General features: G+C 50.1%; 23 protein-coding genes, 2 tRNA genes and 1 other annotated feature. Of the genes, 15 read left to right on the top strand and 10 right to left on the bottom strand.

Features of this window, described 5'->3' with window-relative positions:
• Positions 1-85 precede the first annotated feature (85 nt).
• Together EIZ37_RS14490 and EIZ37_RS14485 are read left to right on the top strand one after the other, a co-directional pair.
• Positions 86-1,162 carry an HD-GYP domain-containing protein gene (locus tag EIZ37_RS14490; RefSeq protein WP_134685319.1) on the top strand — a complete coding sequence of 359 codons (1,077 nt, stop codon included), beginning with the start codon at positions 86-88 and terminating at the stop codon, positions 1,160-1,162.
• A 132-nt stretch (positions 1,163-1,294) separates the two neighbouring features.
• Positions 1,295-2,479, top strand: coding sequence for a putative glycoside hydrolase (locus EIZ37_RS14485; protein WP_235828035.1), 1,185 nt, complete (start codon positions 1,295-1,297; stop codon positions 2,477-2,479).
• Between the two features lie 25 nt (positions 2,480-2,504).
• On the opposite strand, the gene EIZ37_RS14480 is transcribed toward EIZ37_RS14485, so the two are convergent.
• The gene (locus EIZ37_RS14480; protein ID WP_134685318.1) at positions 2,505-3,488 is read right to left on the bottom strand and encodes a YaaC family protein; all 984 of its coding nucleotides are present in this window, start codon (positions 3,486-3,488) and stop codon (positions 2,505-2,507) included.
• Positions 3,489-3,667: 179 nt separating this feature from the next.
• On the opposite strand from EIZ37_RS14480, the gene guaB reads away from it, so the two are divergent.
• From guaB to EIZ37_RS14440, 8 genes are all read left to right on the top strand, one after another.
• Positions 3,668-5,128, top strand: coding sequence for an IMP dehydrogenase (guaB, locus tag EIZ37_RS14475; protein WP_134685317.1), 1,461 nt, complete (start codon positions 3,668-3,670; stop codon positions 5,126-5,128).
• A gap of 189 nt (positions 5,129-5,317) precedes the next feature.
• A complete protein-coding gene (locus tag EIZ37_RS14470) occupies positions 5,318-6,625 on the top strand; it encodes a D-alanyl-D-alanine carboxypeptidase family protein (protein WP_134685316.1) in 1,308 nt (435 codons plus the stop codon).
• Positions 6,626-7,446: 821 nt separating this feature from the next.
• On the top strand, positions 7,447-8,331 hold the full coding sequence (gene pdxS, locus EIZ37_RS14465) for a pyridoxal 5'-phosphate synthase lyase subunit PdxS (protein WP_134685315.1): 885 nt from the start codon (positions 7,447-7,449) through the stop codon (positions 8,329-8,331).
• 7 nt (positions 8,332-8,338) lie between these two features.
• A complete protein-coding gene (gene pdxT / locus EIZ37_RS14460; RefSeq protein ID WP_205683836.1) occupies positions 8,339-8,920 on the top strand; it encodes a pyridoxal 5'-phosphate synthase glutaminase subunit PdxT in 582 nt (193 codons plus the stop codon).
• 162 nt (positions 8,921-9,082) lie between these two features.
• Positions 9,083-9,310, top strand: a binding site (T-box leader).
• Between the two features lie 80 nt (positions 9,311-9,390).
• Positions 9,391-10,674: a serine--tRNA ligase gene (gene serS, locus EIZ37_RS14455; RefSeq protein ID WP_134685313.1), complete on the top strand. Its 1,284-nt coding sequence runs from the start codon at positions 9,391-9,393 to the stop codon at positions 10,672-10,674.
• A 422-nt stretch (positions 10,675-11,096) separates the two neighbouring features.
• On the top strand, positions 11,097-12,719 hold the full coding sequence (gene aceB, locus EIZ37_RS14450; RefSeq protein ID WP_134685312.1) for a malate synthase A: 1,623 nt from the start codon (positions 11,097-11,099) through the stop codon (positions 12,717-12,719).
• 27 nt (positions 12,720-12,746) lie between these two features.
• Positions 12,747-14,027, top strand: a complete 1,281-nt coding sequence (aceA, locus tag EIZ37_RS14445; protein WP_134685311.1) for an isocitrate lyase — start codon at positions 12,747-12,749, stop codon at positions 14,025-14,027.
• Positions 14,028-14,154: 127 nt separating this feature from the next.
• Positions 14,155-14,228 (top strand) — tRNA-Arg (locus tag EIZ37_RS14440).
• 70 nt (positions 14,229-14,298) lie between these two features.
• Here the strand turns inward: EIZ37_RS14440 and EIZ37_RS26565 are convergent.
• Both EIZ37_RS26565 and EIZ37_RS14430 read right to left on the bottom strand, forming a co-directional pair.
• The gene (locus EIZ37_RS26565; RefSeq protein ID WP_134685310.1) at positions 14,299-14,652 is read right to left on the bottom strand and encodes an aspartyl-phosphate phosphatase Spo0E family protein; all 354 of its coding nucleotides are present in this window, start codon (positions 14,650-14,652) and stop codon (positions 14,299-14,301) included.
• 360 nt (positions 14,653-15,012) lie between these two features.
• On the bottom strand, positions 15,013-16,314 hold the full coding sequence (locus tag EIZ37_RS14430; protein ID WP_235828034.1) for a helix-turn-helix domain-containing protein: 1,302 nt from the start codon (positions 16,312-16,314) through the stop codon (positions 15,013-15,015).
• Between the two features lie 348 nt (positions 16,315-16,662).
• Between EIZ37_RS14430 and EIZ37_RS14425 the strand changes: the two genes are divergently transcribed.
• The 3 genes from EIZ37_RS14425 to EIZ37_RS14415 all read left to right on the top strand — a co-directional run bounded on the left by EIZ37_RS14425 (position 16,663) and on the right by EIZ37_RS14415 (position 18,553).
• Complete coding sequence (locus EIZ37_RS14425; protein WP_134685309.1) at positions 16,663-17,001, top strand: SGNH/GDSL hydrolase family protein; 339 nt, start codon at positions 16,663-16,665, stop codon at positions 16,999-17,001.
• The gene (locus tag EIZ37_RS14420) at positions 16,943-17,653 is read left to right on the top strand and encodes a GDSL-type esterase/lipase family protein (RefSeq protein WP_134685308.1); all 711 of its coding nucleotides are present in this window, start codon (positions 16,943-16,945) and stop codon (positions 17,651-17,653) included. The genes EIZ37_RS14425 and EIZ37_RS14420 overlap by 59 nt, the downstream gene beginning before the upstream one ends.
• A 114-nt stretch (positions 17,654-17,767) precedes the next feature.
• Positions 17,768-18,553, top strand: coding sequence for a GNAT family N-acetyltransferase (locus EIZ37_RS14415; RefSeq protein ID WP_134685307.1), 786 nt, complete (start codon positions 17,768-17,770; stop codon positions 18,551-18,553).
• 18 nt (positions 18,554-18,571) lie between these two features.
• Here the strand turns inward: EIZ37_RS14415 and EIZ37_RS25985 are convergent, their stop codons facing one another.
• From EIZ37_RS25985 to EIZ37_RS14400, 4 genes are all read right to left on the bottom strand, one after another.
• Complete coding sequence (locus EIZ37_RS25985) at positions 18,572-18,739, bottom strand: hypothetical protein (protein ID WP_167568883.1); 168 nt, start codon at positions 18,737-18,739, stop codon at positions 18,572-18,574.
• A 96-nt stretch (positions 18,740-18,835) separates the two neighbouring features.
• Positions 18,836-19,342: a ribonuclease H-like YkuK family protein gene (locus EIZ37_RS14410; protein ID WP_235828032.1), complete on the bottom strand. Its 507-nt coding sequence runs from the start codon at positions 19,340-19,342 to the stop codon at positions 18,836-18,838.
• A gap of 259 nt (positions 19,343-19,601) precedes the next feature.
• Positions 19,602-20,234, bottom strand: coding sequence for a YcnI family copper-binding membrane protein (locus EIZ37_RS14405; RefSeq protein WP_134685306.1), 633 nt, complete (start codon positions 20,232-20,234; stop codon positions 19,602-19,604).
• A 15-nt stretch (positions 20,235-20,249) separates the two neighbouring features.
• Positions 20,250-21,419 carry a copper resistance CopC family protein gene (locus EIZ37_RS14400; RefSeq protein WP_268898752.1) on the bottom strand — a complete coding sequence of 390 codons (1,170 nt, stop codon included), beginning with the start codon at positions 21,417-21,419 and terminating at the stop codon, positions 20,250-20,252.
• A gap of 268 nt (positions 21,420-21,687) precedes the next feature.
• On the opposite strand from EIZ37_RS14400, the gene tadA reads away from it, so the two are divergent.
• The gene (tadA, locus tag EIZ37_RS14395; RefSeq protein WP_268898751.1) at positions 21,688-22,149 is read left to right on the top strand and encodes a tRNA adenosine(34) deaminase TadA; all 462 of its coding nucleotides are present in this window, start codon (positions 21,688-21,690) and stop codon (positions 22,147-22,149) included.
• A gap of 56 nt (positions 22,150-22,205) precedes the next feature.
• Here tadA and EIZ37_RS14390 read toward each other — a convergent pair whose 3' ends face one another.
• A complete protein-coding gene (locus EIZ37_RS14390; RefSeq protein ID WP_134685304.1) occupies positions 22,206-22,922 on the bottom strand; it encodes a pseudouridine synthase in 717 nt (238 codons plus the stop codon).
• Between the two features lie 139 nt (positions 22,923-23,061).
• Here EIZ37_RS14390 and EIZ37_RS14385 point away from each other — a divergent pair.
• Positions 23,062-23,153 (top strand) — tRNA-Ser (locus EIZ37_RS14385).
• 43 nt (positions 23,154-23,196) lie between these two features.
• Here the strand turns inward: EIZ37_RS14385 and EIZ37_RS14380 are convergent.
• Positions 23,197-23,937 (bottom strand): MBL fold metallo-hydrolase, encoded by a 741-nt coding sequence (locus tag EIZ37_RS14380; RefSeq protein WP_167568879.1) that lies wholly within the window; start codon positions 23,935-23,937, stop codon positions 23,197-23,199.
• A 132-nt stretch (positions 23,938-24,069) separates the two neighbouring features.
• Positions 24,070-25,083: an alcohol dehydrogenase AdhP gene (gene adhP, locus EIZ37_RS14375; protein WP_134685302.1), complete on the bottom strand. Its 1,014-nt coding sequence runs from the start codon at positions 25,081-25,083 to the stop codon at positions 24,070-24,072.
• Between the last annotated feature and the right edge of the window lie 68 nt (positions 25,084-25,151).

Raw genomic sequence — 25,151 nt, 5'->3', positions numbered from 1 at the left:
TGGACGATCGGCTCTTTTTTCTTGTCACATGTATAGGAAGAAAGTATGATGGAAATAGATAAATCTTTATCATGGGAGGTACATTATGCCCATAGTTGCTGTGAAGAGATTGACGAACGGAGTTAAACTGGCTGAGGACGTTCACACTTCGTTAGGTGGGCTGCTTTTTGCAAAAGGAACCCCCGTGAGTGAAAGAGAAAAAGAGTTCCTTGAAGCATTTCTCGTGGATCAGGTGAATGTGGAGGAGATGGAATCCGCACCGGCTGAACCCAAAAAGGAAGAAACCGTCAAGGAGAAGGAAAGTACGCCTGTCAAAAGCAAGCCAGTAGGTTTCCACCAACAATTTGAAAAAGCGATTTTTTCGTTAAAAGGTTTGCTGCAGCGCGTTCAGGGCGGACAAAATATTCCCGTCATGGAAGTAAGGGAAGTCATTGCACCTATCCTGAAGCTGGCGCAGGAGCAGCCGAATGTGTTGCTCGCGCTGCCGAAAGCAACGAATGTCGATAGCTATACGTATACGCATTCCATCGTGGTAGGACTATTATCCTATATGATCGCCAAGTGGATGAAAATACCGGAGCGGGAATGGATGCAAGTCGCGCTTGCGGGCACTTTGCTCGATGTCGGCAAAACGAAGGTACATCCAAGAATCCTGCAAAAGCCGGGAAAATTGACGCAGCAGGAATTTGAAGAGATGAAAAAACATACGGTATACGGCTATCAGGTGATCAAAGCCTCTACGGGTCTTAGCGAAGGCGTCGCTTTGGCTGCACTGCAGCATCATGAACGTGAAGACGGCTCGGGCTACCCGCTCGGATTGCCCGGAAGCAAGCTGCACCTGTACAGCAAGATCACCGCGGTCGCCGATGTGTACCATGCGATGTGCTCCGACAGGATTTACCGCAAAGCGGCTTCGCCCTATGTGGTAGTGGAGCAGCTGATTCAGGATAGCTTTGGAAAGCTTGATCCTACGATCGTGCATACCTTTGTCAACGGGATTACCCAGTTTTCGGTCGGCATGGCTGTCGAGCTAAGTGATGGCACGATCGGCAAAATCATCTTTAATGACCGGAATCACCCGACCCGACCAATGGTTGAATCAAATGGAAAGATCATCGATTTAAAAACTGCGCGGCAGCTGTCCATTGCCCGCGTCCTGTAAGGATGGAGCGTCCATCCTTTTCTTTTTGCCCATTTCCAAGACAAAAAGAGGAACGACAATTCAGTCAAGGAATCGAAAGCGAAAAGATATACTAGGAGTAAGAAACGCCCGGAAAAGGAGGCAACGTCGCATATGAGACGCACAGGAATCGCTTTACTGTTTTTTTTCCTCTCCTTGCTGGTGGGAATGGGCGCTGCTGACATGACTCCGCAGATCATTGCACAAGGACACGCCCATGCAGCGAGCAATGGCAGTGCCGTCGAGTGGATGGAGGACGAGCTTCTTTCCTCTCCCCAGGAATTGGATCATGCCAAAATTCCGGTAAAGGCCAAAGGCATCTATTTGACAGGCTGGTCAGCCGGCAACAGCAATTTTCAAAAACTCCTGAATTTGGTGAATCATACCGAGCTGAACGCGATGGTGATCGATATGAAGGAAGATGAGGGAAGAGTGACCTACCAGTCCGGTATCCCCCTGGTAAAGGAAGTCAACTCCGACCATACACGCTTTATCCCTGATATCGATCAAATGATGCAAACCTTACAAGAAAACCATGTTTATACAATCGCCAGAATCGTCTGCTTCAAGGATCCCTTTTTGGCAGGAAAAAAAACCGGTTGGGCCATGCAGCGAAAGACAGGCGGTGTCTGGTCTGACAAAAAAGGGGTCGTCTGGATCGATCCTTATCGCAAGGAAGTATGGGACTACAATATCGCGCTGGCCAAAGAGGCAGCGATGAAAGGCTTCGATGAGATCCAGTTTGATTACGTCCGCTTTCCCGATAATGGAAAGAAGGTCGATCAGGAGGTTGCCTTTTATCAGCAAAACGGACGCGCTAAGCAGCAAGTGATCGCTGATTTTCTTGCCTATGCGCGAAAAGAGCTGGCCCCCTACAACGTGTATATTTCGGCGGACATTTTCGGTCTGGTGACATCGGTCTCGGACGACATGGGCATCGGGCAAAAATGGGAGCTGGTCAGTCCGCGCGTGGACTATGTCTCCCCGATGATGTATCCCTCCCATTATGCCAACGGCACCTATGGCTTGGCGATACCCGATGCGCGCCCGTATGAAACGATTTATCACGGGCTTCAGGATGCGCAGGAAAAAGATCAGACGATCAAGGCCAAGCAGCAGCAGCCTGCCATCATACGCCCGTGGTACCAGGATTTTACCGCCAGATGGGTGAAGGGGCATATCCCTTACGGACCGCGCGAGGTGCAGGCACAGATCAAAGCGGGACGGGATCTGGGCGTTGAGGAGTATTTGATCTGGGATGCCGGCAATACCTACAGCGAAGGAGCTTGGCGCAAGTAACAGAATGCCCACACCGCTTTTCGGATCAAGAAAGGCAGTGTGGGCTGTTTGCGGATAACTGGGTGCAGATGAGCGCAGGAAACTGCTCACTGTGCAGCTGCAGAAACCGTTCAATCAAGATCAATTCCGATAGCGTATGGGACAGGACAAGCTCTCCCCACCATTCCGTCTCGTAGCGGCACAGGATGCCGAGCAGATAGAGCAGCAAGTAATGAGTGGCCCATTTGGGAAGAGGCAGATCTGATTCGGAACCATTCCAGAAATACAGATCGCCATGCCGTGTCATGCTGAAGAGGGAATGCTTCGCAAGCTGGTCCAATGAGCCCTGTAAACGGAAGGATTGCCCTGTGATTTGGTCCCGGTCAAGCACTTCGAATGCGACTGAATCTGGTGGAGCCAGGCGATTGAGGTAACCGCAAAGCGTGTCGGCAGAATAGGCAAGCGGCCCCTGGCTTTGTGCTGAGGCGGGGAAAACGAGTACGGAGCCCTTTTCTTTTTGCGTGATGGGCAACCAGGGGCTGGCACCGACAATTCGCTCATAATCAGGCGTCATTTCCGCTAAGGAGGCAAAAAGATGGTCGGTCTTATAGCGCTCTCGCAGCGGGAAAAGCTTGAACAATTGGGCTGCATGGGCAAACAACCCTTCCTTTTGCGGGCGCACCTCGTCATCTAGCAGACGGTAAGGGCTTTTTTTCATTTTCCGGGTAGTGACACCGTGCTGCAGCATCCGGCTGTTTGACGGGTACGAGGGATCGATTGCCAGGATGCATCCTTTTATCATTTGCATGCAACCATAGAAAAGAAGAAGCGGACGTATCAACAGATCGGCATGGGTTGCAGCCTCATAATAGGAGCGAGCCTGCCGCCAGGTGTAAACAAAGCGGGTGCATTGCGAAAAGGCGTGCCGATTGGGATGCTCAATTCCTCGGGATTCGTAGCTGTTTGCTAAGTATTCGCGTGCAGTTGGCTCTGTTTCTAAAAAACGTAAAATCTCCCAAGCGTCGCGCATGAAAGCGATTACCTCCTAGTGCCGCAAATATTCGTCAAATTATCAGAAAAATAGGAAAGAAAGCAGGCATACGTCTATATAATTTCCGAAATTACCGAACATTATTAGTCATTCTTGACAGTAATTTAAGTGGTTTGTTACACTGTCATAAATTATCGAGCGAAAGGGGCAAGTTAGTTGTGAGGGAAGATAAGTTTGCCAAGGAAGGTTTAACGTTTGACGATGTGCTGTTGATTCCATCGAAGTCCGAATTGCACCCACGGGATATTGATGTGACGACCCGTTTGAGTGATACGGTGAAGTTGAACATCCCGCTTATGAGTGCAGGCATGGACACCGTGACGGAATCAGCTCTGGCGATTGCGATGGCTCGTCAAGGCGGTATCGGTGTGATTCACAAGAATATGACCATTGAACAACAGGCCGGTGAAGTAGACCGAGTGAAACGTTCCGAAAGCGGTGTTATCACCAATCCTTTCTCCTTAACTCCTGACCATACCGTTGCAGATGCAGATGCTCTCATGGGTAAATATCGCATCTCCGGCGTCCCCATTGTTGATGAACAGAATCATTTGATCGGCATTTTGACCAACCGTGACCTGCGTTTTGTCCATGATTTTTCCACTCCGATTACACAGGTGATGACCAGAGAAAATCTGGTGACAGCACCGGTAGGCACCACTCTCCAACAGGCAGAAGCCATTCTTCAGCAGCATAAGATTGAAAAACTTCCACTCGTTGATGAAAACAACGTATTAAAAGGGCTTATTACCATTAAAGACATCGAGAAAGCCATTCAATATCCGCATGCAGCCAAGGACTTGCAGGGACGTTTGCTGTGCGGGGCAGCGGTAGGGATCGCAGCAGATACGATGGAGCGTGCAGAAGCGCTTGTACAAGCTGGTGTAGACGTACTTGTCGTGGATACCGCGCACGGACACTCCCTCAATGTGATTGAAGTCGTGAAAAAACTGCGCCAAGCTTACCCAGACCTGACGATCGTTGCCGGGAATGTGGCCACTGGTGAAGGCACACGTGCGTTGATCGAAGCGGGCGCTTCCGTGATCAAGGTAGGGATGGGACCAGGTTCAATCTGTACCACTCGTGTCGTAGCGGGGATCGGCGTACCGCAAATTACGGCAATTTATGATTGCGCCTTGGTTGCCCGGCAATACGGCGTACCGATTATCGCAGACGGCGGCATCAAGTATTCCGGTGATTTGACCAAAGCGATCGGTGCTGGCGCATCGGTAGTCATGATCGGAAGCCTGTTTGCCGGTACGGAAGAGAGCCCTGGTGAATTTGAGATCTTCCAAGGCCGTCGTTTCAAAGTGTACCGCGGAATGGGCTCCATCGGCGCCATGAAGTCCGGCAGTAAAGATCGTTATTTCCAAGAGAATGCGCAAAAACTGGTTCCAGAAGGGATCGAGGGACGCGTTCCTTACAAAGGGCCATTGGCGGATGTTGTCTTCCAATTGATCGGTGGTCTTCGTTCCGGTATGGGCTACTGCGGCACGAAGAGCATCGAGGAGCTGATCAACAACTCCCAATTCATCCGCATTACCGGAGCGGGACTGCGCGAGAGCCATCCGCACGATGTACAGATTACCAAGGAAGCGCCAAACTACTCTGTTTCCTAAAATCTCATCGAAATATGACTGCTGACTCTAGCAAAAATCCCCTCACCCGATTATGATGGGTGGGGGGATTTTTCTGCGGAAGGCATTACCAGCGGAAAGAAAGCCATCCAGACTTCTATGCTTCCTATCATTTATGGTAAACTAACATTTGTGTGTGACAAACGAAGATGGAAACGGGAGAGTGACATAATGAACTTACATAGATGGAAAAAGCGAATTGCAGGTGTAATTCTTTCTGTCGCCCTATTGGGAGCAGCAGGTACAGGTGCGCCGGCTCCAGCAGCTGCAGCGGATACGCCAGCGAATCTGCAGCTTGCTGTGAAATCAGCGATATTGGTCGAACCAACAACGGGAAAAGTGCTGTACAGCAACAATCCGGACATGCCTTTGCCACCTGCGAGCATGTCGAAAATCATGACCGAGTATCTCGTATTGGAAGCTTTGAAGCAAAACAAGATCAAGTGGGATGAAAAGGTTCCAGTGAGCGAATACGCCTTCTTCATCGCCCGCGTGTCGGACTCGGCTGGTGTTTACCTGAATGCAGGAGAAGAGCACAGTGTAAAAGAATTGTACAAAGCGATGGCGATTGCGTCCGCCAATGACGCGACAGTCTTGCTTGCCGAGAAAGTCGGAGGCAGCGAATCGAATTTCGTCACCATGATGAACAAGAAAGCCCAAGAGCTGGGCATGAAAAATACTAGCTTTATCACCGCGACAGGATTGCCTGCCAACGAATTGGGGCCGTATTCGTATACAACCGAGCCAAAAGAAAACCAGATGTCAGCACGTGATGCAGCCATTTTGGCACGCGCTTTGATCCGGGACTTCCCGGAAGCGCTGGAGTATTCCAAGATCCCGCGTCTGGTATTCCGCGAAGGTACAGATAATCCATTGAAAAAAGCAAACTACAACTGGATGCTCCCGGGCTTACCGAATGAGTACCCGGGTGTGGACGGATTGAAAACAGGTTACACGGCAGCAGCGCTCTACTGTTTTACCGGTACTGCCACTCGCGATGGCATGCGCTTGATCAGCGTGGTGATGGGTACCTCTAGTGAACAAAAACGCTTTGAAGAAACCAAGAAGCTCTTCGATTATGGCTTCAGCAATTACAAATTGGTGAAGGTACAGGATAAAGGCGCGACCATCAAAGGCTTCGAAACCGCAGCCGTGAAAAAAGGTGTAGAGCTGAATGTGCCCGCTGTAACAGGCGCAGAGGCGAAAGTACTTACCAAGATCGGTGAAGAAGGCAAATACAAACCAGTTGTCACTTATGATGATTTGACCGCTCCGATTAAAAAGGACCAGCCAATCGGACGCATCGTCTTCCAGGCAGAAGGTGCCGGCAATGCCGAATATCTGCAACCGGAAGACCAGCAAAAAGGCGGAATCGAGATGGTGGCAGCGCAAGAGGTTGAGGAAGCGAGCTGGATTCGTCTCTTCTTCCGCAGCATCGGTCAGTTCATCTCGAATTTGTTCTCTAGCATTACAGGCTAATTCCTTAAAACCTGCTCGATACAGTTTTTCATACCTGTATCTGGGCGGGTTTTTTTGTTTCTAGGAAAGGTGCTTTGGTGAGGCGAGCATATTTCAAAACTCCACTTCATTACTACGCCCCACTGGGTAGCGGAGACTGTCCGCTCCGCAGCAAATCGCGGGGGATCGCAAAAGTGGTAGCCGCTACGCAGTATGGACAGGTTGCGCTTCTTTTTCCCGCGATTTCCTGCTTCAGCTGGGCAGGGCATCGCAGGCGCTCCGTTTTGAAACATGCTTGCCAGCGTAGCAAAAACTATTTTTCAACCTGAAAGAGAATCGAGAAGATAAAGCCAATCTAAAACCGATAATCTTCTAAATGTGTGAATAGATAAGAGAAACCTTTAATACATCATTTATAGAGAAGACAAGCTTTTACTCTGTTTATTTCCTGTTTGAGCTTATTCCAATTGCATCGTGAGGAAGGGAAGAACGGGACGTGCGGAGCTTTTTGTCACACCGACCAAGGTGGAGCTGCCAAAAACGGGACACGCTTGTTGCGCAACCTCTACGTATGAATACGCTTCCCCGAAACTTTTGCGCGACGTCCCGATTTTGGCAGCGGAACCGGACAGTCTACACTCCCTTGCGGGTGTGGCAACTTGCGCAGCCCGCCCGTTCTTCCCTTCCCCACCACAATGTTCGCACAAAGCAGAATAATCTGTTGCCAGAATGAACCACTTGTTTTACAATGAGGGCAAGATCATCTGACCTGATCAATTATCAATAAAACAACAAATTTAATAGGTGCAAATCTCATCGAAATGACAAGGGGAGTGGAACAAATGGCTGAAGTAGGAACATCACGTGTAAAACGAGGTATGGCTGAGATGCAAAAAGGTGGCGTCATCATGGACGTCGTCAATGCGGAGCAGGCAAAAATTGCGGAAGCAGCCGGGGCAGTGGCTGTCATGGCTTTGGAACGTGTTCCTTCCGACATTCGTGCAGCAGGTGGGGTCGCTCGGATGGCTGATCTTGGCATTGTGGAGGAAGTCTTGAAAGCAGTATCCATCCCGGTAATGGCAAAGGCGCGTATTGGTCATTTTGTGGAAGCACGCGTGCTCGAATCCATGGGTGTCGATTACTTGGATGAAAGTGAAGTACTGACACCCGCTGATGATTTGTACCATATCAATAAAAAAGAATTTACAGTGCCCTTCGTTTGCGGTGCGCGTGATCTGGGCGAAGCGCTTCGCCGTATCGGTGAAGGTGCTTCGATGATCCGTACAAAAGGTGAACCGGGCACAGGCAATATCGTGGAAGCAGTGCGTCACATGCGGACCATGCAATCCCAAATCCGCAAAGTGCAAAGCATGTCCTACGATGAGCTGATGGCCGAAGCGAAAAACCTGGGTGCTCCCTATGAGCTACTGGAGCAGGTTCATCAGACTGGCAAGCTGCCGGTTGTGAACTTCGCAGCAGGCGGGGTGGCGACTCCATCTGATGCAGCGCTGATGATGCATCTTGGCGCTGATGGCGTGTTCGTCGGGTCTGGCATTTTCAAATCCGACAATCCAGAAAAATTTGCCCGTGCGATCGTGGAAGCCACTACTCACTACACCGATTACGGGTTGATTGCTCGCGTATCCAAAGGGCTGGGCGCGGCTATGACCGGACTCGAAATTTCCAAGATTCGTGAAGCAGATCGCATGCAAGAGCGCGGCTGGTAAGGTGGCGATCATGAAAATCGGTGTACTTGCCTTACAGGGAGCGGTTTCCGAGCATGTGCGCATGCTGGAGATGGCTGGCGCCACAGCCGGTGCCATTAAAAAGGTGGAAGAGCTGGAGGACCTCGATGGCTTGGTCATTCCGGGAGGAGAAAGCACGGCGATCAGCAAGCTCATGCATAAGTACGGCTTTATGGAGGCTGTCCGCCAATTTGCGGAAGAGGGGAAAGCGATTTTTGGCACTTGTGCAGGGGCAATCCTGTTGGCCAATCGGATCAATGGTCAAGAAGATGTCCACCTTGGCTTAATGGATATGAAGGTCGAGCGCAACGCATTCGGACGGCAAAAGGATAGTTTTGAAGCAAGTCTGCCCATCGCGGGAGTCGCGCCAAATTTCCCTGCGGTGTTCATCCGCGCCCCGTATATCATGGAGCTGGGGCAGCCCGGTGTAGTGCTGGCCAAGTACGACCAAAAAATCGTGGCCGCACGGCAGGGCCCATTCCTTGCGGCGGCTTTCCATCCAGAGTTGACGGACGACTGCCGTTTGCATCAATACTTTCTGGAAATGGTCAAAGAATGCAGCAAAATATAAGCGACAAGAACCGGCACGTCCATACTCGTGCCGGTTTTTCTGTGCTATCAAACCGCTGCTCTCAATAACTACTTTTTCTTTGGATGGGAAATCATAAAGGAAAAGACCCTCCCCTTTACTTTCGAATGGAAATTTAGTACATTACAAGAGATAGCAAACCGTACAAAAACGTAGACGAGAACAAGTACTCTGCATGTTTTTGGTGAAGAGAGTCGGTGGCTGGTGCAAACCGATCCAGGCAGGCAGACGAATCCATCTCCGAGTGGCAGAGGAACAACTTTGCCCGGCAGCGTACCGTTATTTACGTATGAGAGGGCACACCGTTTTCGTAACAGAGTAAAACGGTATGCCAATGAGGGTGGCAACGCGGGTGATACACTCGTCCCTTACCTTAGGGATGGGTGTTTTTATTTTGTATAAAAAGGCCAAACCCGGCCAACAAACGGGAAGGCTTGAAGGAGGATAAAGCAATGTTAGACGTAAAGGTGCTGCGAAATGATCTGGAAGGAGTCAGAGAGCGTCTGCGCTATCGCAACGAAGACATTTCTGCGCTGGATCAATTCGCCGAGGTAGATGAAAAGCGTCGCGAGGTCATCCAAGAAGCTGAGGGATTGAAAAATAAACGAAACACCGTATCCGAGCAAGTGGCAGTCTTGAAGCGGAATAAAGAGAATGCTGACCACCTCATTGCCGAAATGAAGGAAGTGGGCGATCGGATCAAAGTGCTGGATGAAGAGCTTCGTGAGCTGGATGAACAGCTGGAGCAGATCCTGCTGGGCCTGCCAAACCTGCCGCACGAAAGCACGCCGATCGGGACAAGCGAAGACGATAATGTCACGGTGCGTACATGGGGCGCCCCTGAAACCTTTGCGTATGAAGCAAAGCCGCACTGGGAAGTCGCGCAGGCATTGGGCATCATCGATTTTGAAGCCGCGGCAAAAGTAACGGGCAGCCGTTTCGCGTTCATGAAAGGCTTGGGTGCTCGTCTGGAGCGGGCGTTGTCGAGCTTTATGCTTGATCTGCATACGGAAAAGCACGGCTATGAAGAAATTCTGCCTCCATATATGGTGAACCGCACAAGCATGACGGGAACCGGGCAACTGCCGAAGTTTGAGGAAGATGCGTTCAAAGTGGAGGGGCCTGACTATTTCCTGATCCCGACCGCAGAAGTGCCTGTGACCAACATTCATCGCGATGAGATCATGGATGCAGCGGATCTGCCCCGATATTACGCGGCTTACAGTGCATGCTTCCGCTCCGAAGCGGGTTCGGCTGGGCGCGATACACGCGGCTTGATTCGCCAACACCAATTCAACAAAGTGGAACTGGTGAAATTCGTGAAACCGGAAGATTCCTACGAAGAGTTGGAAAAACTGGTGAACGACGCAGAGAAAGTGCTGCAGCTGTTGGGTCTGCCTTACCGGGTACTCAGCATGTGCACGGGAGATCTTGGGTTTACGGCTGCGAAAAAATACGACATCGAGGTATGGCTGCCAAGCTACAATACGTACCGGGAGATCTCTTCCTGCTCCAACTTTGAGGATTTCCAAGCGCGTCGGGCCAACATTCGCTTCCGTCGCGATACCAAATCGAAGCCGGAATTTGTCCATACATTGAATGGCTCGGGATTGGCGATCGGTCGTACCGTAGCGGCGATCCTGGAAAACTACCAGCAAGAAGATGGCTCTGTCATCATTCCAGAAGTTCTGCGTCCGTATATGGGCGGTGTCGAAAGGATCTCGGCAAAAGCATAAAAGTGGTTCGAAGGCTCTCCGTAACAGGCGGAGAGCTTTTTTTGTGTCTGCAACGACGGATCCCGCCATGTATACGCATCAACTTCCCACAAAAAAATTTATTGGAAAATTTGAAAAATGGGATTGATTCCCTCAAAAATGCTGTTATATAATACAAACAAATAAAGGTTGTGTAATAATACAGGGAGGAAGGAGAAAACGCCATGGATTGTTATCGCTGTGATGGAAATGGTGAACAGGATTGCGTACAGTGCGGCGGTGAAGGAACCCATTTTAATGGAGAATTCTGTGGTCATTGCCAGGGGGTAGGAATCGTCAGCTGTGCACATTGCAGTGGCAGCGGTTGCACGGAGTAAGCCACATTTTTTTTGCTACTTCTGTTATATAATACAACAATTATTTTTGTTCTGTATGATAATAGGATGGAGGGACAGTTCTTGACGTTGACAAAATCGAATCATTATCCAGCAGGCGTGGAAGTGTACGGACCTGTTTCCACAGAATTTGCCGAGATCCTGACACCGGAAGCAGTCGATTTTGTAACACAGCTAGTGAGACAGTTTTCACCGGTCAGGGAATCGTTACTGGCAAATCGCGAAGTGCGGCAAAAGGAAATCGATGCGGGCAAACTCCCTGATTTCTTGCCGGAAACAGCTCATATTCGCCAAGGAGACTGGACGATCGCGCCACTTCCTCCTGATCTCCTGGATCGCCGCGTGGAAATCACCGGACCATCGGGAGATCGCAAAATGGTGATCAACGCGCTTAATTCCGGAGCTAAGATCTTCATGGCCGACCTGGAGGACGCCAACTCGCCGACATGGGAAAACACGATCCAGGGACAACTTAACCTGCGCGATGCCGTCAACCGCACGATTTCCTATACCAGCCAAGAGGGGAAGGCGTACACGCTGAAGGATCAGACAGCGACGCTTTTGGTACGGCCGCGTGGATGGCATCTGGAAGAAAAGCATGTCTGGATCGATGGCAAACCGGTTTCCGCCAGCCTGTTTGATTTTGGCCTGTATTTCTTCCATAACGCCAAAAAGCTGCTGGAAATCGGCACAGGACCGTATTTTTATCTGCCCAAGCTGGAAAGCCATCTGGAGGCACGGCTCTGGAACGATGTCTTCCTTTTCGCGCAGCGCGCACTCGGCATCCCAGTTGGCACGATTAAAGCGACGGTGCTGATCGAAACGATTTTGGCCACCTTCGAGATGGATGAAATTCTCTATGAGCTGAGGGACCACAGCGCAGGACTCAACTGCGGCCGCTGGGATTATATCTTCAGCTACATCAAAAAGCTGCGCAACCATCCGGATGTGATTTTGCCTGATCGTTCGCTGGTGACGATGACCGTGCCCTTCATGCGTTCCTATACGCTGCTGACGATCAAGACCTGCCATCGTCGCAACGCCCCAGCAATCGGAGGAATGGCAGCCCAGATCCCGGTGAAAAACGATCCGGCGGCCAACGAGGAAGCGATGAGAAAGGTCAGGGCTGACAAAGAACGGGAAGCGTTTGACGGTCATGATGGCACATGGGTCGCTCATCCCGGGCTTGTACCAGTTGCGCTCTCCGTATTCGATGCCTTGATGCCGGGGGCTAATCAGATCGAACGGAAACGGGATGACGTGAATGTCACCGCAAAAGACCTGTTGGCTGTGCCAGCGGGCGAGATCACCGAGAATGGTGTGCGCACGAATATCAGCGTAGGCATTCAGTACATGGAAGCATGGCTGCGCGGGATGGGGGCGGTTCCGATCTTTCATCTGATGGAGGATGCGGCGACGGCCGAGATTTCCCGGGCCCAGATCTGGCAATGGATCCGCCATCGCAGAGGGGTGCTCCCGGATGGCCGGAAAATCACGCTGGAGATGGTACAGCAGTTCACCCAGGAAGAGCTGGCCAAGATCAAAAAACAGGTGGGAGAATCAGCGTTTCAGGCGGGCAAATATGAGCTGGCGACAGATCTGTTCCTGCGGCTCGTCACGGAGGATGAGTTTGCGGAATTTTTAACGATACCTAGCTATCGATATCTGTAATCGAGAAAAATAAAGGAGGAAGAGAAAATGGGGAAACAAGAAGCGATTACACAATTGCAGGAGAGCTGGAAGTCAGATCGATGGAAAGGTATTGAGCGCCCCTATACCGCTGAAGATGTGGTCAGGCTGCGAGGCTCCATACAGATTGAACATACACTGGCACAGCTGGGGGCTGAGCGACTGTGGAAGCTCTTGCATACGGAGCATCATATCAAAGCGCTAGGCGCGTTGACCGGGAATCAAGCCGTACAACAGGTAAAAGCGGGGCTGAAAGCGATCTATCTCAGTGGATGGCAGGTTGCCGCGGATGCCAATCTGGCAGGACAAATGTATCCCGATCAGAGCCTTTATCCGGCCAACAGCGTACCGCATGTGGTCAAACGGATCAATCAGGCGTTTCAGCGCGCCGACCAGATTCAAACCTCGGAAGGAATAGGAGATATTCATTGGTTTGCCCCGATTGTGGCAGATGCCGAAGCCGGTTTTGGCGGACCTCTGAACGTATTTGAGCTGATGAAAAGTATGATTGAGGCAGGGGCAGCAGGCGTCCACTTTGAAGACCAGCTGGCTTCTGAGAAGAAATGCGGGCACATGGGTGGAAAAGTGCTGATCCCTACGCAGGCGGCCGTACGCAACTTGGTTGCAGCGCGGTTTGCAGCGGATGTCATGGGCGTACCGACGATCATCGTAGCACGTACTGATGCCAACGGAGCCTTCCTGATCACCAGCGATATCGATGAACAGGATCGTCCATTCCTGACGGGAGAGCGCACCACCGAAGGCTTTTTCCGACTCAAAGGCGGTCTCGATGCCGCGATTGCCCGCGGGCTGGCCTATGCGCCATATGCCGATTTGATCTGGTGCGAGACGTCCGAGCCAAATCTCGAGGAGGCTCGCCGCTTTGCGGAAGCGATCCATGCTAAATTCCCTGGAAAGCTGCTCGCCTATAACTGCTCTCCTTCGTTCAACTGGAAGAAAAAGCTGGATGAACAAACTATCGCGGAGTTCCAACACAAGCTGGGGGAAATGGGCTACAAGTTCCAATTCGTGACGTTGGCTGGCTTCCACGCGCTGAACTACAGCATGTTTGAACTGGCCCGAGGCTACAAGGATCGAGGCATGGCTGCCTATTCCGAGCTGCAGCAGGCCGAATTCGCAAGCGAGCCCTATGGCTACACGGCGACCAGACATCAGCGGGAAGTGGGCACAGGCTATTTCGATGAGGTCGCACAAGTCATCGCCGGCGGCAACTCCTCTACGACCGCCCTTAGCGGTTCGACCGAGGAAGAACAGTTTACGCATCAATAAATACAAGGCATCACGGCAGGCGGCTCTCGCAGGGGAGCCGTCTTTTTTCGTTACCGGGAGAAGAGAAGTACCATGCATTTGCAAAAAAGATACAGCGTACATATAATAAAAAGAGGCAATCAGATACGTCCCCGTAGCTCAGCAGGATAGAGCAACGGTTTCCTAAACTGTAGGTCGGAGGTTCGAATCCTCTCGGGGACGCCTGACAAAAAGCCGCGTGGATACGCGGCTTTTTATTTTGCAACTATAAACCAATATCTTTATTTGTTTGTCACTCCCTATAGGGGCTAACCAGCCGCTGGTACAAGACAATATAAGTGTCCAGCTTTTGGCTCAGTTCAATAACGGATTGATCGAGAAACCCTTTTTGACATGCCATTTGATGCAATTGTAATCGCAAGAGCTCAATTTTTTGTTGGAGTTTTTGGACATTCGGCTCAGCTTTTTTCTCCTTTTTCCGGTACTTTTTCGCGATTGTCCGATCATTTTTGGAGTTTTCCCGACAAAGGGAGCGCAGTGTTTTATTTCCGGAGAGGTCCTTAGATCGTGTGGGATAGACAATCGATGGTTCGACGCTGCAGGTATCTATATCAAACTGATAAAATAAATCGAATAAAGTTGGCATATCTGATCAGGCTCCTCTCTTTAATCGATTTTTGCTGCTATTAAAGAAAGTATACTAGGCGTTCTAAAATATATTGGATACACACAAAGTATAGAACGTTTGACAAATTCCCTTATTTTTCAACATTTCTGGAAACAAAAAAAAACGCCCTTAGGCGTTTTTATTAGGAAAACATATGATTCTGTCTATCTGTAGGGAGCTTATCCTCTAGGGTTATCAAGAAATACCCCGACGTTGAGAATTGGTGGCTGATTTTCAGAGGTTTCAACAACATTTGGAAGAAGAAAAGAACAAACTAGAACAAATGAAACAGTTGCAAGAATGGCCATATTTTTCAACACCATAACTCACTCCCTTTTTTCATCTTTGATTTATATTATTACATATGTTTCTCAGTTTTCCCAGAACTTCCAGATCAAGAAACCTACCTTTTTCATAGTGAAAGGCATATAAATCTTCTGTACATGCTAGAATCCCTTTCAAATCATTGATTTCTCCAAAATAATGCATACTTTGCAGGTATGCTTCGATCCCGTCATCAAAACGATTCTGGGACATTAAGAACGATCCTTTCAGTTTGTAATAAGTCCCCAATTCGTGAAAATTGTAGGGGTTAATAAAATCAAAAGCAAAATGCTGCTCTTCTTGTTCCAATATCGTTTCTATCTCGTCTGAATCGTTCATGGAGAAAAGGGCATCGAATAAGTAGTTGACGCGATGCAACCGGTTGTTTCTTGTGGCTTCATTAACGCATTCCTTTAGTAAGGGAATGGCTTCAGCATACCGCCCTTTTTTGGAGAGGATAATTGCCTGAAAATATTTCACCCGCTCGGTAATAAAGCCATATCCCAATTCTACATACAAGGCGAGGTGTTCTTCCAAAGCAGAATAATTGCCCATAAACACAAAGGAGTTACAGATTGCCAAGGCGACTCTTTCCTTCGTCTCATTCCTTGTTGTATCTTCGTCATGACCCTTCTTACCGAGTTCGATGCATGTTTCATATTTCTTCATATCGTGTGAATGAAAAGCCATTTGATAGTACAGCGTAATTCGTTCTCCTTGATGCAAAAAGTCAGCATAATGGAGTGCTTCTACCCCGAGGAGAAATGCTTCTTCCATCCGTTTCAAGTCATTCATTTCAATGAGGAATTGCTGTAACAAGCCTTTTGCTAGGTATTTCTGCATTCCATGTTCTCTCGCAAACCGGACAATCAGTTTGTATAGAGCCAATTTTATTTCTGTGTCAGCTACAGAACATGAAAATGCAAATAAACGTTCCATTAATTCAAGTGTTTCCATGCGGGGAGAATGAAGGAATCGCATTGCTACTTTCACTACCGTTTGGACGTCAGCAACTTCTACTGCGACCGACAAGAGCTCTTGCAGCGTATCAGCACGATGTTCAACTTCGGTATAGAGTTCGATAATGGCGGCAATGGGAATCGTAAGAGGTTTCGCTAGTTGGAGGACAGTTCTGAGACCTGGCCGTTTTGTATCGCCACTTTCGATCATGGAGATAACACCTTTACTTATACCTGATATCCGGGCCAACTCTGAAATGCTAAGATCGGCTTGAATCCTGTATTTTTGGACTAGTTCACCTATGGTTGAATAAAGTAATGGCGCTTCATTGATTCCCATTTCCATCACCCCATCCATTTCCTATATTACCCATTTAATGGTGTGATTCTATCATTAAACGCTCTATTTTGGAATATTGTCTTTTCATTTATTTATGGATTTTTACAATTTTTAGCGATCCGTTTGCGTTTTTGAATGAACACGCAATATATGGGTTCATGTCAATAAAAGCGGCGGTTTTTATTGAATAAAAATTGACTGTGTTAAGGGGGCAGGCGGGGCATATCTTGTTACGGCGGTTGTCACCCACTTATGCTTTTGGGGGTTGGAATTTTTTTCTTGCTGTCCATACATCTATGAAAAGAGTCAGGAATATTCATAGGATATAGGATTTTATATCAATTGTCTGTCAAAGGAGGACAAGCCATGTTTGGATCTGCACGTTTCAAACGAATTCTTTCCACACTCTCCATACCGGCCATGCTCGCGTTTACGGGAAGCACGGCCGTGTTGGCAGCGGAGGACAAGCCTGTCGCATTTGACTATCTGGCGTTGGGCGATTCGCTGGCCGCAGGGGTCACGCCGTACAATCAGATCGATGACGGGTACACGGATTTTCTCGCGGAGAAGATCGAGGAGCTAGGATTTCTCGGGTACTATACCAACCGCTTTGCAGTCCCCGGATATACGACGGAGGACGTATTGGATGACATCCAGGACGATGTGGAAAAGGGAGGTGATCACCCTGAATGCGGGGGCGAATGATCTGCTGAAGCAGCTGACGATCAACCAAAGCGGCGTATCGCTTGACTCTGAAAAGGTGCCTGTGATTCTGGAGCAGGTACAGAAGAATACAAGAGAGATTCTGAAAGAAATCAAGATCCAAAACTTTCGGGCCAAGGTATATGTGATGGGATATTACAACGCCTTCCCGTACATCCCCGAGGAACAGCAAGAACAGCTGCTTCCGGTGCTGGATCAGTTGAACAAGGTCATCGAAAAAGAAGCGAAGCGAGCGGATGCTGCCTTTATTCCGACAGCGAAACCGATCGCCAAAGATTTCGCTGCGTACCTCCCCAACCCGCAAAACATCCATCTGAGCGAAGAAGGCTATGAAGTCGTGGCAGACGCCTTTTGGAAGGAAATGAAGAAACAATTTATGTTCCGCCTGACTACTGAGGATCGCTCGATTACCTTGCAAACAGGTACGGAGCAAAAACTGACACTCAAAGCTGTCTTCAACGGCAAGCAGGAGTATGCCGTCGAAAAGCTGGCGGAGTGGAGCAGCTCGAATGAAGAAATCGCATCAGTCGAGGATGGCGTTGTGACCGCACATCAAAAGGGGACAACGACGATCACGGCGAAATACGGAGGACAGCAAATCAAATTCGTGGTGAAAGTGATCGGCCCTCGCTAAGCAGCGGGGGTTTTCCCATACCCATCGACTAATTAGATGTTGATCTAATTAGATATGCAAGTTACGATAAAGGCAATAATCTAAAAGTGTTCGAAAGGGAGAAGGAATGCAAGGATGGAGCAGCTGCATCGTAATCAATACAAAACCATATTTCCGATCGTGTCAAACATAAAGACTACGCCAGCCTTTGTGTATTCTGCGATTACCGGGATATTGCCAGGAAAGGTATGGGTAGATCGGGTTGAGCGGCCCGCATCTGTTTTGGTGGCTCTGGACAACGGCCTGTATTTTGCAGCCGGAGAGGAGCCAGATCCGGAATTCGCGAGCTATCTATCCGAAAAGAATAAAGAAACATCCCAACGTTTTACGCTGTTTTCCCCTTCTTCCGCGTGGAATGACTGGCTGTTGGCATCTGTAGACGGAGCATTTCAAGCGATTCAGCGGTTGGCTTTTCAATATCCGCAGCACGGGTTTTGGAAGCAGGGAGAATCCGTGGGCGCCATGGCTTCCGGCGAGTTTGTCTTAAAGAGGATTGACGAGGCTGTGATCGCACACAGCCGGGAATTTTCAGCGGAGTACTACCGCAACTATTGGGGGAGTATCGCTCAATTTATACAGCATGGTCTCGGTTATGCGGTGATGCAACAGGACAAGATCGTGTGCGAATGTACCTCGATTTTTGGCAATCCGGAGCAGGCGGAGATGGATATCGTGACGTCGGAGGAATATCGGGGGCAAGGATGGGGGCTGGTATGCGCCCAAGCCTTTATCGAGGAAACGCTGCGGCGAAAAGCGGTACCCCGATGGGATTGTCATGCAGATAATACCGCATCGAAGAAAATGGCGTATCGACTCGGGTTTGCTGACCCAGTAGCGTATACCGTATATGTCCGAAAATAAAAAAAGAAGGGAACCGTACTATGATTTCCGCTTGGCTCCCAATACGATCGCAATCACAAATAAAGCAATTCCCGTAAAATAGCCGATGTTATTCGTCTGCCAATGCAGCACTTTTCCGACGGTTTCCAAACCTATCGCGATTGCGGCGATGCCGATCAGCAAAAAAATGACCCAGTTATTCATCATGCTCACTCCTCTAGCGGCTATTGTAACAAAAATAAGAAGGAGTGACAAAGAAGGAGCCGGGAAAGGGAACCCGGCTCTTCTTACGGTGAGATTTCCTTATTTGGTGTACAGATCCGCAATGGTGGACGCACAGAAGGAATCTGGCTTGATTTCGGCCTCAAAATTGTTCGATCGGGCCACGTGGAGCAGATTGGAGATGAATTTCCGGGTAGGGCCGTTTCTGCCGATGTCAAAATGCAAGCGGATCGGAACGTTCACTTGACGCGACTGTAAAAATTCGCGCAGTTCACTGGCTACGCCCAGCGCATAAAACGCCTCGAGATAGATGCGCTGCTGCAGCGAAGAGACACGCCGCTCCTGGAAGGTATGGTAAAAAAATGTGCCGCCCTTCCCGGGACGAACCAAGGAGATGACAATGGCAAACGCAGTGACACTGCGACGGTTTTGTGAATCAGCCCCTACGATGATTTCATAGTGATCTGTACCATGCGACACGGTTTGTTCCAGATCAGTAAACAGCGCTTCCTTATCGAGCCGCCCTTTTGTCGGACTGTGAAAGCAGGTGAATTCTCCTGATGGCAAGACCTTTGAGCTTAACCCCACTTACATCCCTCCTCATCAAGGTGCAGACGGATCGGTCCGTCAGTCTTCCGATCAATCCATCTAAACAACAGTGATGGACTTGATACTCTTATCGTATGGAATTACCTGCTTTTTCATCACAGATTAGACGCCTAGAATGCGAACCCTCCCTATGTACTGGTATACAGTAACCATATGGCAAAAGAAGGGCAAAGAGAGACAACTCACAGAAATTTAGCAAAATCTTAACGGGAAACACATAATGCCGCAGCTAAGGAAATCATGCCCGCTTTCGAAACAGGCTGATCAGCGATAGCAAAAGCGCCAGTGCGGAGAGAATGAGCGGGAGCGTTCCATTTGTGAGCAGGCTGCTTGTTTCCTCAGGCTCCATAACACCAGTTTTTTCCGAAAACGTAGGGGCAGCGTGACCGTGGTCTTGATCGCCTGTCCCTGGATTCACGGTTGTGACAGAAGCAGGCTTATCCGAATCGGGTGACCCGGTCCATTCGACGACTGAGCCATCCGCGTAGGTCTGGTAGGCTTTCCACGAAAGCGATGTTGCCTGCTCCGGATTTTTTCCGACAAAGGAAAACTCCATAAATTCATGGGGCTTGATCCCCTCGCCGACGGCTTTCCAGGTGATGCCGGTAAAACGTCCTTCCGCATCCTTTGCAATTTCGTAGCTCCAACCGACTGCAGGCATGACGGTGCTCACCTTTACTCCGGCAGGGAACTCCAGTCTGACAGCGGTGGTGCTCACCTCTTTTTCGACGGGAACCCGGACTGTATATTTTTCATAAGCATTGGTGGATGTCTCTTTCGGATAAACCGATACATGGGCATAGATGCCGCTAGAAAACGAAAAAAACAGGCAAGCAGTAAGAACAATCATAAACAAGCGGTAACGATTCATTTCAAAAACTCCTTTTCAATGGGAAATATCAGCAGGTGGCAGCGGATAGGCGCTCTGGCTCATCCATACACCCAACACAATGGCAATCAGCCCGAAGAACAGCTCCCACGCTAGCAGGCTTTGAACAGGCAGGATCCCTTGTCCTCTCCAGCGCAAATGCTGCCGCAGGGCGAAAAGCAACATGATTAGCAGCAACGTGGTTTTTCCAGCCAACAGCAGACTCCATCCGGATTGACTGGAGATGATTGCCTCCCAGTTCGTTTGTACAGCCGTCATAAGCATGCCGGAAACGGCCACCGCCAGGGAGGAAAAGAGCAGGAGCGTTAGCATGACAGGGCGAAAGGAAGGCGAATGGTTCCAAGCAGCGAGCTTGTTTTTCCAGAGCGAGAGCAGCAAGACCAAAAGCGTTCCGAGCCAAAGGGCGATGCCAAAAAGATGGAGCAAGCGAAGTAAAAGGGCCATCCACCACGGATCCAGTCCCCACACATGGCCGCTGGCTGCCTGTATCGCGATAAGGAAAATAGACAGCAGCAGATACCAGCCTTGTACCATGCCGGGCACTAGCAACAGCAATAAAACCATGCATTGCGCCAAAAGCGACAGGAAAAACGGCGATGACCATGCCCAGGAAGAATCTGTAGAAGAAATCGTGCCGTAGTAGAAGAGTGCCTGAAGGAAAAGGGCTGCAAGGACAAAGAGCATTCCAACTCGCATGAACCGTGCCGTAATGCCGGAGTGAAAGGAATATCCCCGCCAGATCAGGAGCTGCCATATCCAAAAGCAGCCTGCTCCGACCAGGAGGGCACCCTCGGTCACGGCACGCAAGCGAATGAGCCTAGCCGGGAGGGGGTCAGATTGGGAATGACCCTCTGCCATTGGTGGGCGAGGCTGGATCAAGCGTTCTCCGATCGAAAAGGTGTATGATCCTGTCACGGGATGGCCATCCTCGGAGAGCAGCCGATACAAAACGGTATATCCCCCGGGTTTCATCGCAGGCAAGTCGACCACCAATCCGCTTGCGTTACCGGGCATAATGCGTGGCTTCTGCAGCGGGACAGGCAGGGCATGTGTATCATAGAGTTCTACGCTGACATGCTCGATCTCCACTGGCTCGCTAAAGGTTAACGTCAATTGGGCTGGAGCTTGAGACACCAATGCTCCTTTTTCCGGTGTGCTGGCAACCAGATTGGCATGGGCATAAATGATAGCAAAAGAAGAAAAGAAACAGAGAAAAAATAGAATCAGCGCGGTGCATCGCTTCCTCGTATGAAATCACCTCCTCTTTGTCATTTTTGCCAAGAGGATGGCGAATAGAAACGTACCCAAAAGGGCTATTTTGATAGGGGACAGCACGAGCCTTGCTAGAATCGAACCGCTTTTGATTTGACGCAGGCAGCATGTCATCGTAAGGTAGTCATGAACAGAGTAAAGGAAAGTAGGGCGAAACGTACAAGTGGACAATCATGAACGTTTTATGCAGGCTGCCATGGAAGAGGCGAAAAAAGCGGCAGAAATCGGCGAGGTGCCGATCGGGGCGGTCATCGTCCGTGACGGAGAGATCGTCGGACGCGGCTATAATTTGCGGGAAACCCGAAAAGATCCGACGCTGCATGCGGAAATGATCGCGATACGGGAAGCCAGCGAGCGGCTGGGCGGCTGGCGGCTCATCGGGTGTACGCTGTATGTGACGTTGGAGCCGTGCCCGATGTGTGCGGGAGCGATCGTCCAGTCGCGTGTGGAGCAGGTCGTTTACGGGGCAGCGGATCCGAAGGCGGGCTGTGCGGGGACACTCATGGATCTGTTAAATGAGCCTCGCTTCAATCACCAGGTGCCGGTTGTATCGGGCGTTTTGGGGGAAGAATGCGGCCAATTGCTGAAGGATTTCTTTCGACGTTTACGCAAAAAAGGAAAATGAACCCGGGATACTGATGCCGATCCGGGTTCATTTTTTAGGTACGTAAGGGCAGGAGGTTATTCTCCGCGAAGTCCGGCAAGCTCTTCTTCGGTCAGTTCCCGGAAATCTCCCAATTCCAGCGACTCGTCCAGCAGGAGCGTGCCCATCCGCAGTCGTTTCAGATAGGTGACCTCCAGTCCGAAGGCAGCAAACATGCGCTTCACCTGATGAAACTTCCCTTCCATGATCGTGACCTTGATCTCGGATTCTTCGCCTGAGGACAGGATCTCCAATTTGGCGGGCATGGTATGATAGCCGTCATCGAGGGTTACCCCTTTGGCAAATTCATCGACGTGGTGCTGGGTCACTTGCCCGCGAATTTTCGCATAATACTCCTTGTCCACTTTCTTTTTGGGGGAAAGGAGACTGTGGGAAAGCTGTCCGTCATTGGTTAACAGTAGCAGCCCTTCGGTATCGATATCCAGCCGTCCAACCGGATGAACCTTATCCGCCCATTCGATCGGCAGCAGGTCGACGACGGTCTCATGACGGGGATCTTCCGTGGCAGAGATCACGCCCGGTGGCTTGTTCAGCATGACATAAATCCAGCGCTTATAGTTCAGCGGCTCCCCTTCGACGAGGATCGTCTGCTCCTCCGGGATGACGTGCATGCCGGGGTCGGTCGCAACGACACCGTCTACTTCGATCAATTTCTGTTTTACGAGCGCTTTTACTTCCTTGCGTGTACCCAAGCCCATATTGGCCAGTACTTTATCGAGACGTTCGCGTTTCATATGGTTCCTCGCTTTAATCAGTTCTTTTGATTTCTTCCTATATTGCCGGAAGAAGCCATGCAAATCAAGTATGCCAATATTTTTCATCTTGCATGGGGAAAATATTTTTGCTATAGTTATTTTTGCTTCGGGATGTTCTGGAGAGATACCCAAGTGGTCATAAGGGGACGCACTCGAAATGCGTTAGGCGTCGTGAGGCGTGCGTGGGTTCGAATCCCACTCTCTCCGCCATACATAACAAGTTCAACAAGCATGAGTTTGCCAGTGAGGCAGCTTATGCTTGTTTTTTTGTGTTTTGCCAAAGCTGCTGGATCTCATCGGACGTTAGCGGCTGACCATGCCCGTGAACATACCACTGGATGGAATCTTTCCGCAATCGGTTCAGCATGTCCCAATCCGGGGTATCGTCCGGCTTGCGCAGATGAAACGGCGGTGGATAGAAACAGTCCGCTACAAAGAGCACACCTTGGCCAACGACTTCCACCGTGATCGAATCGTTCGCATGGGGGCCGCCTACCCATTGCAGTTGCAGTGTGATCCCGTCTACCTCCAGTGTCATCTGATCGGCAAAGACGCGAGTCGGCTTCACGATCCGCAGCTCGCTCCAATCCTCGATGACAAGAAGCTTCGCACGGTTACTTCTCTCCAATAAAGGATTTTCCTTCATCTCATGCTCCAGCCATGCCGGCCCCCACGGAATCTCGGCCATGCTGTCCAGCTCGTCGGCACACTGCCGACAGGCGATCACCTCAGCGTCAAACACACAGCTGCCAAAAATATGGTCCCAATGATGGTGGGTATAGATGATGGTTGAAACAGGAGGCGCCTTTCTTTCATGCAGTGCCCGCTGTATCTCTCTGGCATGCCCCGGGCTATTTCCGCAATCAATCAATACGGTTTGGTTCGCGGTCATGATTACCCCTACTGCGGGCTCAATCCGCTCCAGGTTTTCCCCCTGAGGGTAGATCCAGACATGATCTGCAAGCTGCAGCAGCATCCCTTTTTTATCCGCCATGTTATCATCCCCGCTTTTTGACATAAGCACATCTACTGTCCACTTTAGCAGGGAAACTGGAAAACTGTCATCCAAAAAGAAATCATCCCCCCGACAGCTTCCTGCCTGCCGGGGGGATGTGTGATCCAACGCTTATTCGAAGGTGAGTACAATACGACCGTTAATTTCTCCTTTTTCCATCTGCTCAAAAATCTCATTAATTTCTTCCAACGGTTTGGTCTGAACGATGGTTTTCACCTTGCCCTCAGAAGCAAACTGCAGGGCTTCGATGAGATCTTTGCGTGTTCCCACGATGGAGCCTACCACTTTAATGCCTTTCAGTACCGTATCAAAAATCGGAACAGGCATGTCTTCCGGCGGCAGACCTACCGCTACGCAAGTACCGCCGCGGCGAACACTGTGGAAGGCTTGCTGGAAGGCGATCTTGTTCACCGCTGTACATACGGCAGCGTGAACACCGCCTACTTTTTCTTGAATCGCTTCATCGGCTTTTTCCATGCGGAAGTCAACCGTCAAATCTGCACCCAGCTCGCGAGCGAGCGCCAGTTTTTCCTCGCCTGTATCGACGGCTGCGACATGCAGTCCCATCGCCTTCGCATATTGGATCGCCACGTGACCGAGACCGCCAGCACCATAAATGGCTACCCATTCTCCCGGCTTGGCTCCCGTTACTTTCAGCGCTTTATAGGTGGTTACCCCTGCGCAGAAAATCGGTGCGGCTTCCACAAAATCAAGGTTTTCCGGAATTTTCACGACATAATCAGCTGCCGCCTTGCAATACTCCGCATAACCGCCGTCTACCGAATAACCGGAGTTATGCTGGTTGGGGCACAGCGTCTCCCATCCGCTCAAGCAGTACTCACAATGACCGCAAGCAGAATACAGCCATGGAATGCCGACACGATCGCCTGCTTTGAGATGCGTAACGCCCGGTCCCACTTTTTCAATGACGCCAACACCTTCGTGCCCAGGGATCAATGGCAGCTTGGGCTTTACCGGCCAATCTCCATGGGCCGCATGCAAGTCGGTATGACATACCCCGCACGCATGAATGTGAACGAGCACTTCACCTGGTCCTACCTCTGGCTTTTCCACCTGTTCAATCGTCAGCGGTGCTTTAAAGTGTTTGACAACTGCTGCTTTCATTGTGGTTCCTCCTTCATTCTCCCTGAAAAGTGGATGAATGTTCTCTATCGGATGGTTACATCTTCTAT

The sequence above is a fragment of the Brevibacillus migulae genome (assembly GCF_004521915.1).
In the GTDB taxonomy this organism is placed as follows: domain Bacteria; phylum Bacillota; class Bacilli; order Brevibacillales; family Brevibacillaceae; genus Brevibacillus_F; species Brevibacillus_F migulae.
Note: the sequence above shows the minus strand (reverse complement) of the source record. Positions and strands in the feature narration are given on the sequence as shown.

Bases quoted from the DNA above. Each gene is read 5' to 3' on its own strand.
- serS (WP_134685313.1), top strand. From the start codon at position 9,391: ATGTTAGACGTAAAGGTGCTGCGAAATGATCTGGAAGGAGTCAGAGAG.
- EIZ37_RS14405 (WP_134685306.1), bottom strand. From the start codon at position 20,234: ATGAATCGTTACCGCTTGTTTATGATTGTTCTTACTGCTTGCCTGTTT.
- adhP (WP_134685302.1), bottom strand. From the start codon at position 25,083: ATGAAAGCAGCAGTTGTCAAACACTTTAAAGCACCGCTGACGATTGAA.
- EIZ37_RS14420 (WP_134685308.1), top strand. From the start codon at position 16,943: ATGACATCCAGGACGATGTGGAAAAGGGAGGTGATCACCCTGAATGCG.
- EIZ37_RS14480 (WP_134685318.1), bottom strand. From the start codon at position 3,488: ATGCGCGACGCTTGGGAGATTTTACGTTTTTTAGAAACAGAGCCAACT.
- EIZ37_RS14415 (WP_134685307.1), top strand. From the start codon at position 17,768: ATGGAGCAGCTGCATCGTAATCAATACAAAACCATATTTCCGATCGTG.
- aceA (WP_134685311.1), top strand. From the start codon at position 12,747: ATGGGGAAACAAGAAGCGATTACACAATTGCAGGAGAGCTGGAAGTCA.
- EIZ37_RS14390 (WP_134685304.1), bottom strand. From the start codon at position 22,922: ATGAAACGCGAACGTCTCGATAAAGTACTGGCCAATATGGGCTTGGGT.
- EIZ37_RS26565 (WP_134685310.1), bottom strand. From the start codon at position 14,652: ATGCCAACTTTATTCGATTTATTTTATCAGTTTGATATAGATACCTGC.
- EIZ37_RS14430 (WP_235828034.1), bottom strand. From the start codon at position 16,314: ATGGATGGGGTGATGGAAATGGGAATCAATGAAGCGCCATTACTTTAT.
- aceB (WP_134685312.1), top strand. From the start codon at position 11,097: ATGGAGGGACAGTTCTTGACGTTGACAAAATCGAATCATTATCCAGCA.
- EIZ37_RS14380 (WP_167568879.1), bottom strand. From the start codon at position 23,937: ATGGCGGATAAAAAAGGGATGCTGCTGCAGCTTGCAGATCATGTCTGG.
- EIZ37_RS14425 (WP_134685309.1), top strand. From the start codon at position 16,663: ATGTTTGGATCTGCACGTTTCAAACGAATTCTTTCCACACTCTCCATA.
- EIZ37_RS25985 (WP_167568883.1), bottom strand. From the start codon at position 18,739: ATGATGAATAACTGGGTCATTTTTTTGCTGATCGGCATCGCCGCAATC.
- pdxS (WP_134685315.1), top strand. From the start codon at position 7,447: ATGGCTGAAGTAGGAACATCACGTGTAAAACGAGGTATGGCTGAGATG.
- EIZ37_RS14485 (WP_235828035.1), top strand. From the start codon at position 1,295: ATGAGACGCACAGGAATCGCTTTACTGTTTTTTTTCCTCTCCTTGCTG.
- EIZ37_RS14470 (WP_134685316.1), top strand. From the start codon at position 5,318: ATGAACTTACATAGATGGAAAAAGCGAATTGCAGGTGTAATTCTTTCT.
- EIZ37_RS14490 (WP_134685319.1), top strand. From the start codon at position 86: ATGCCCATAGTTGCTGTGAAGAGATTGACGAACGGAGTTAAACTGGCT.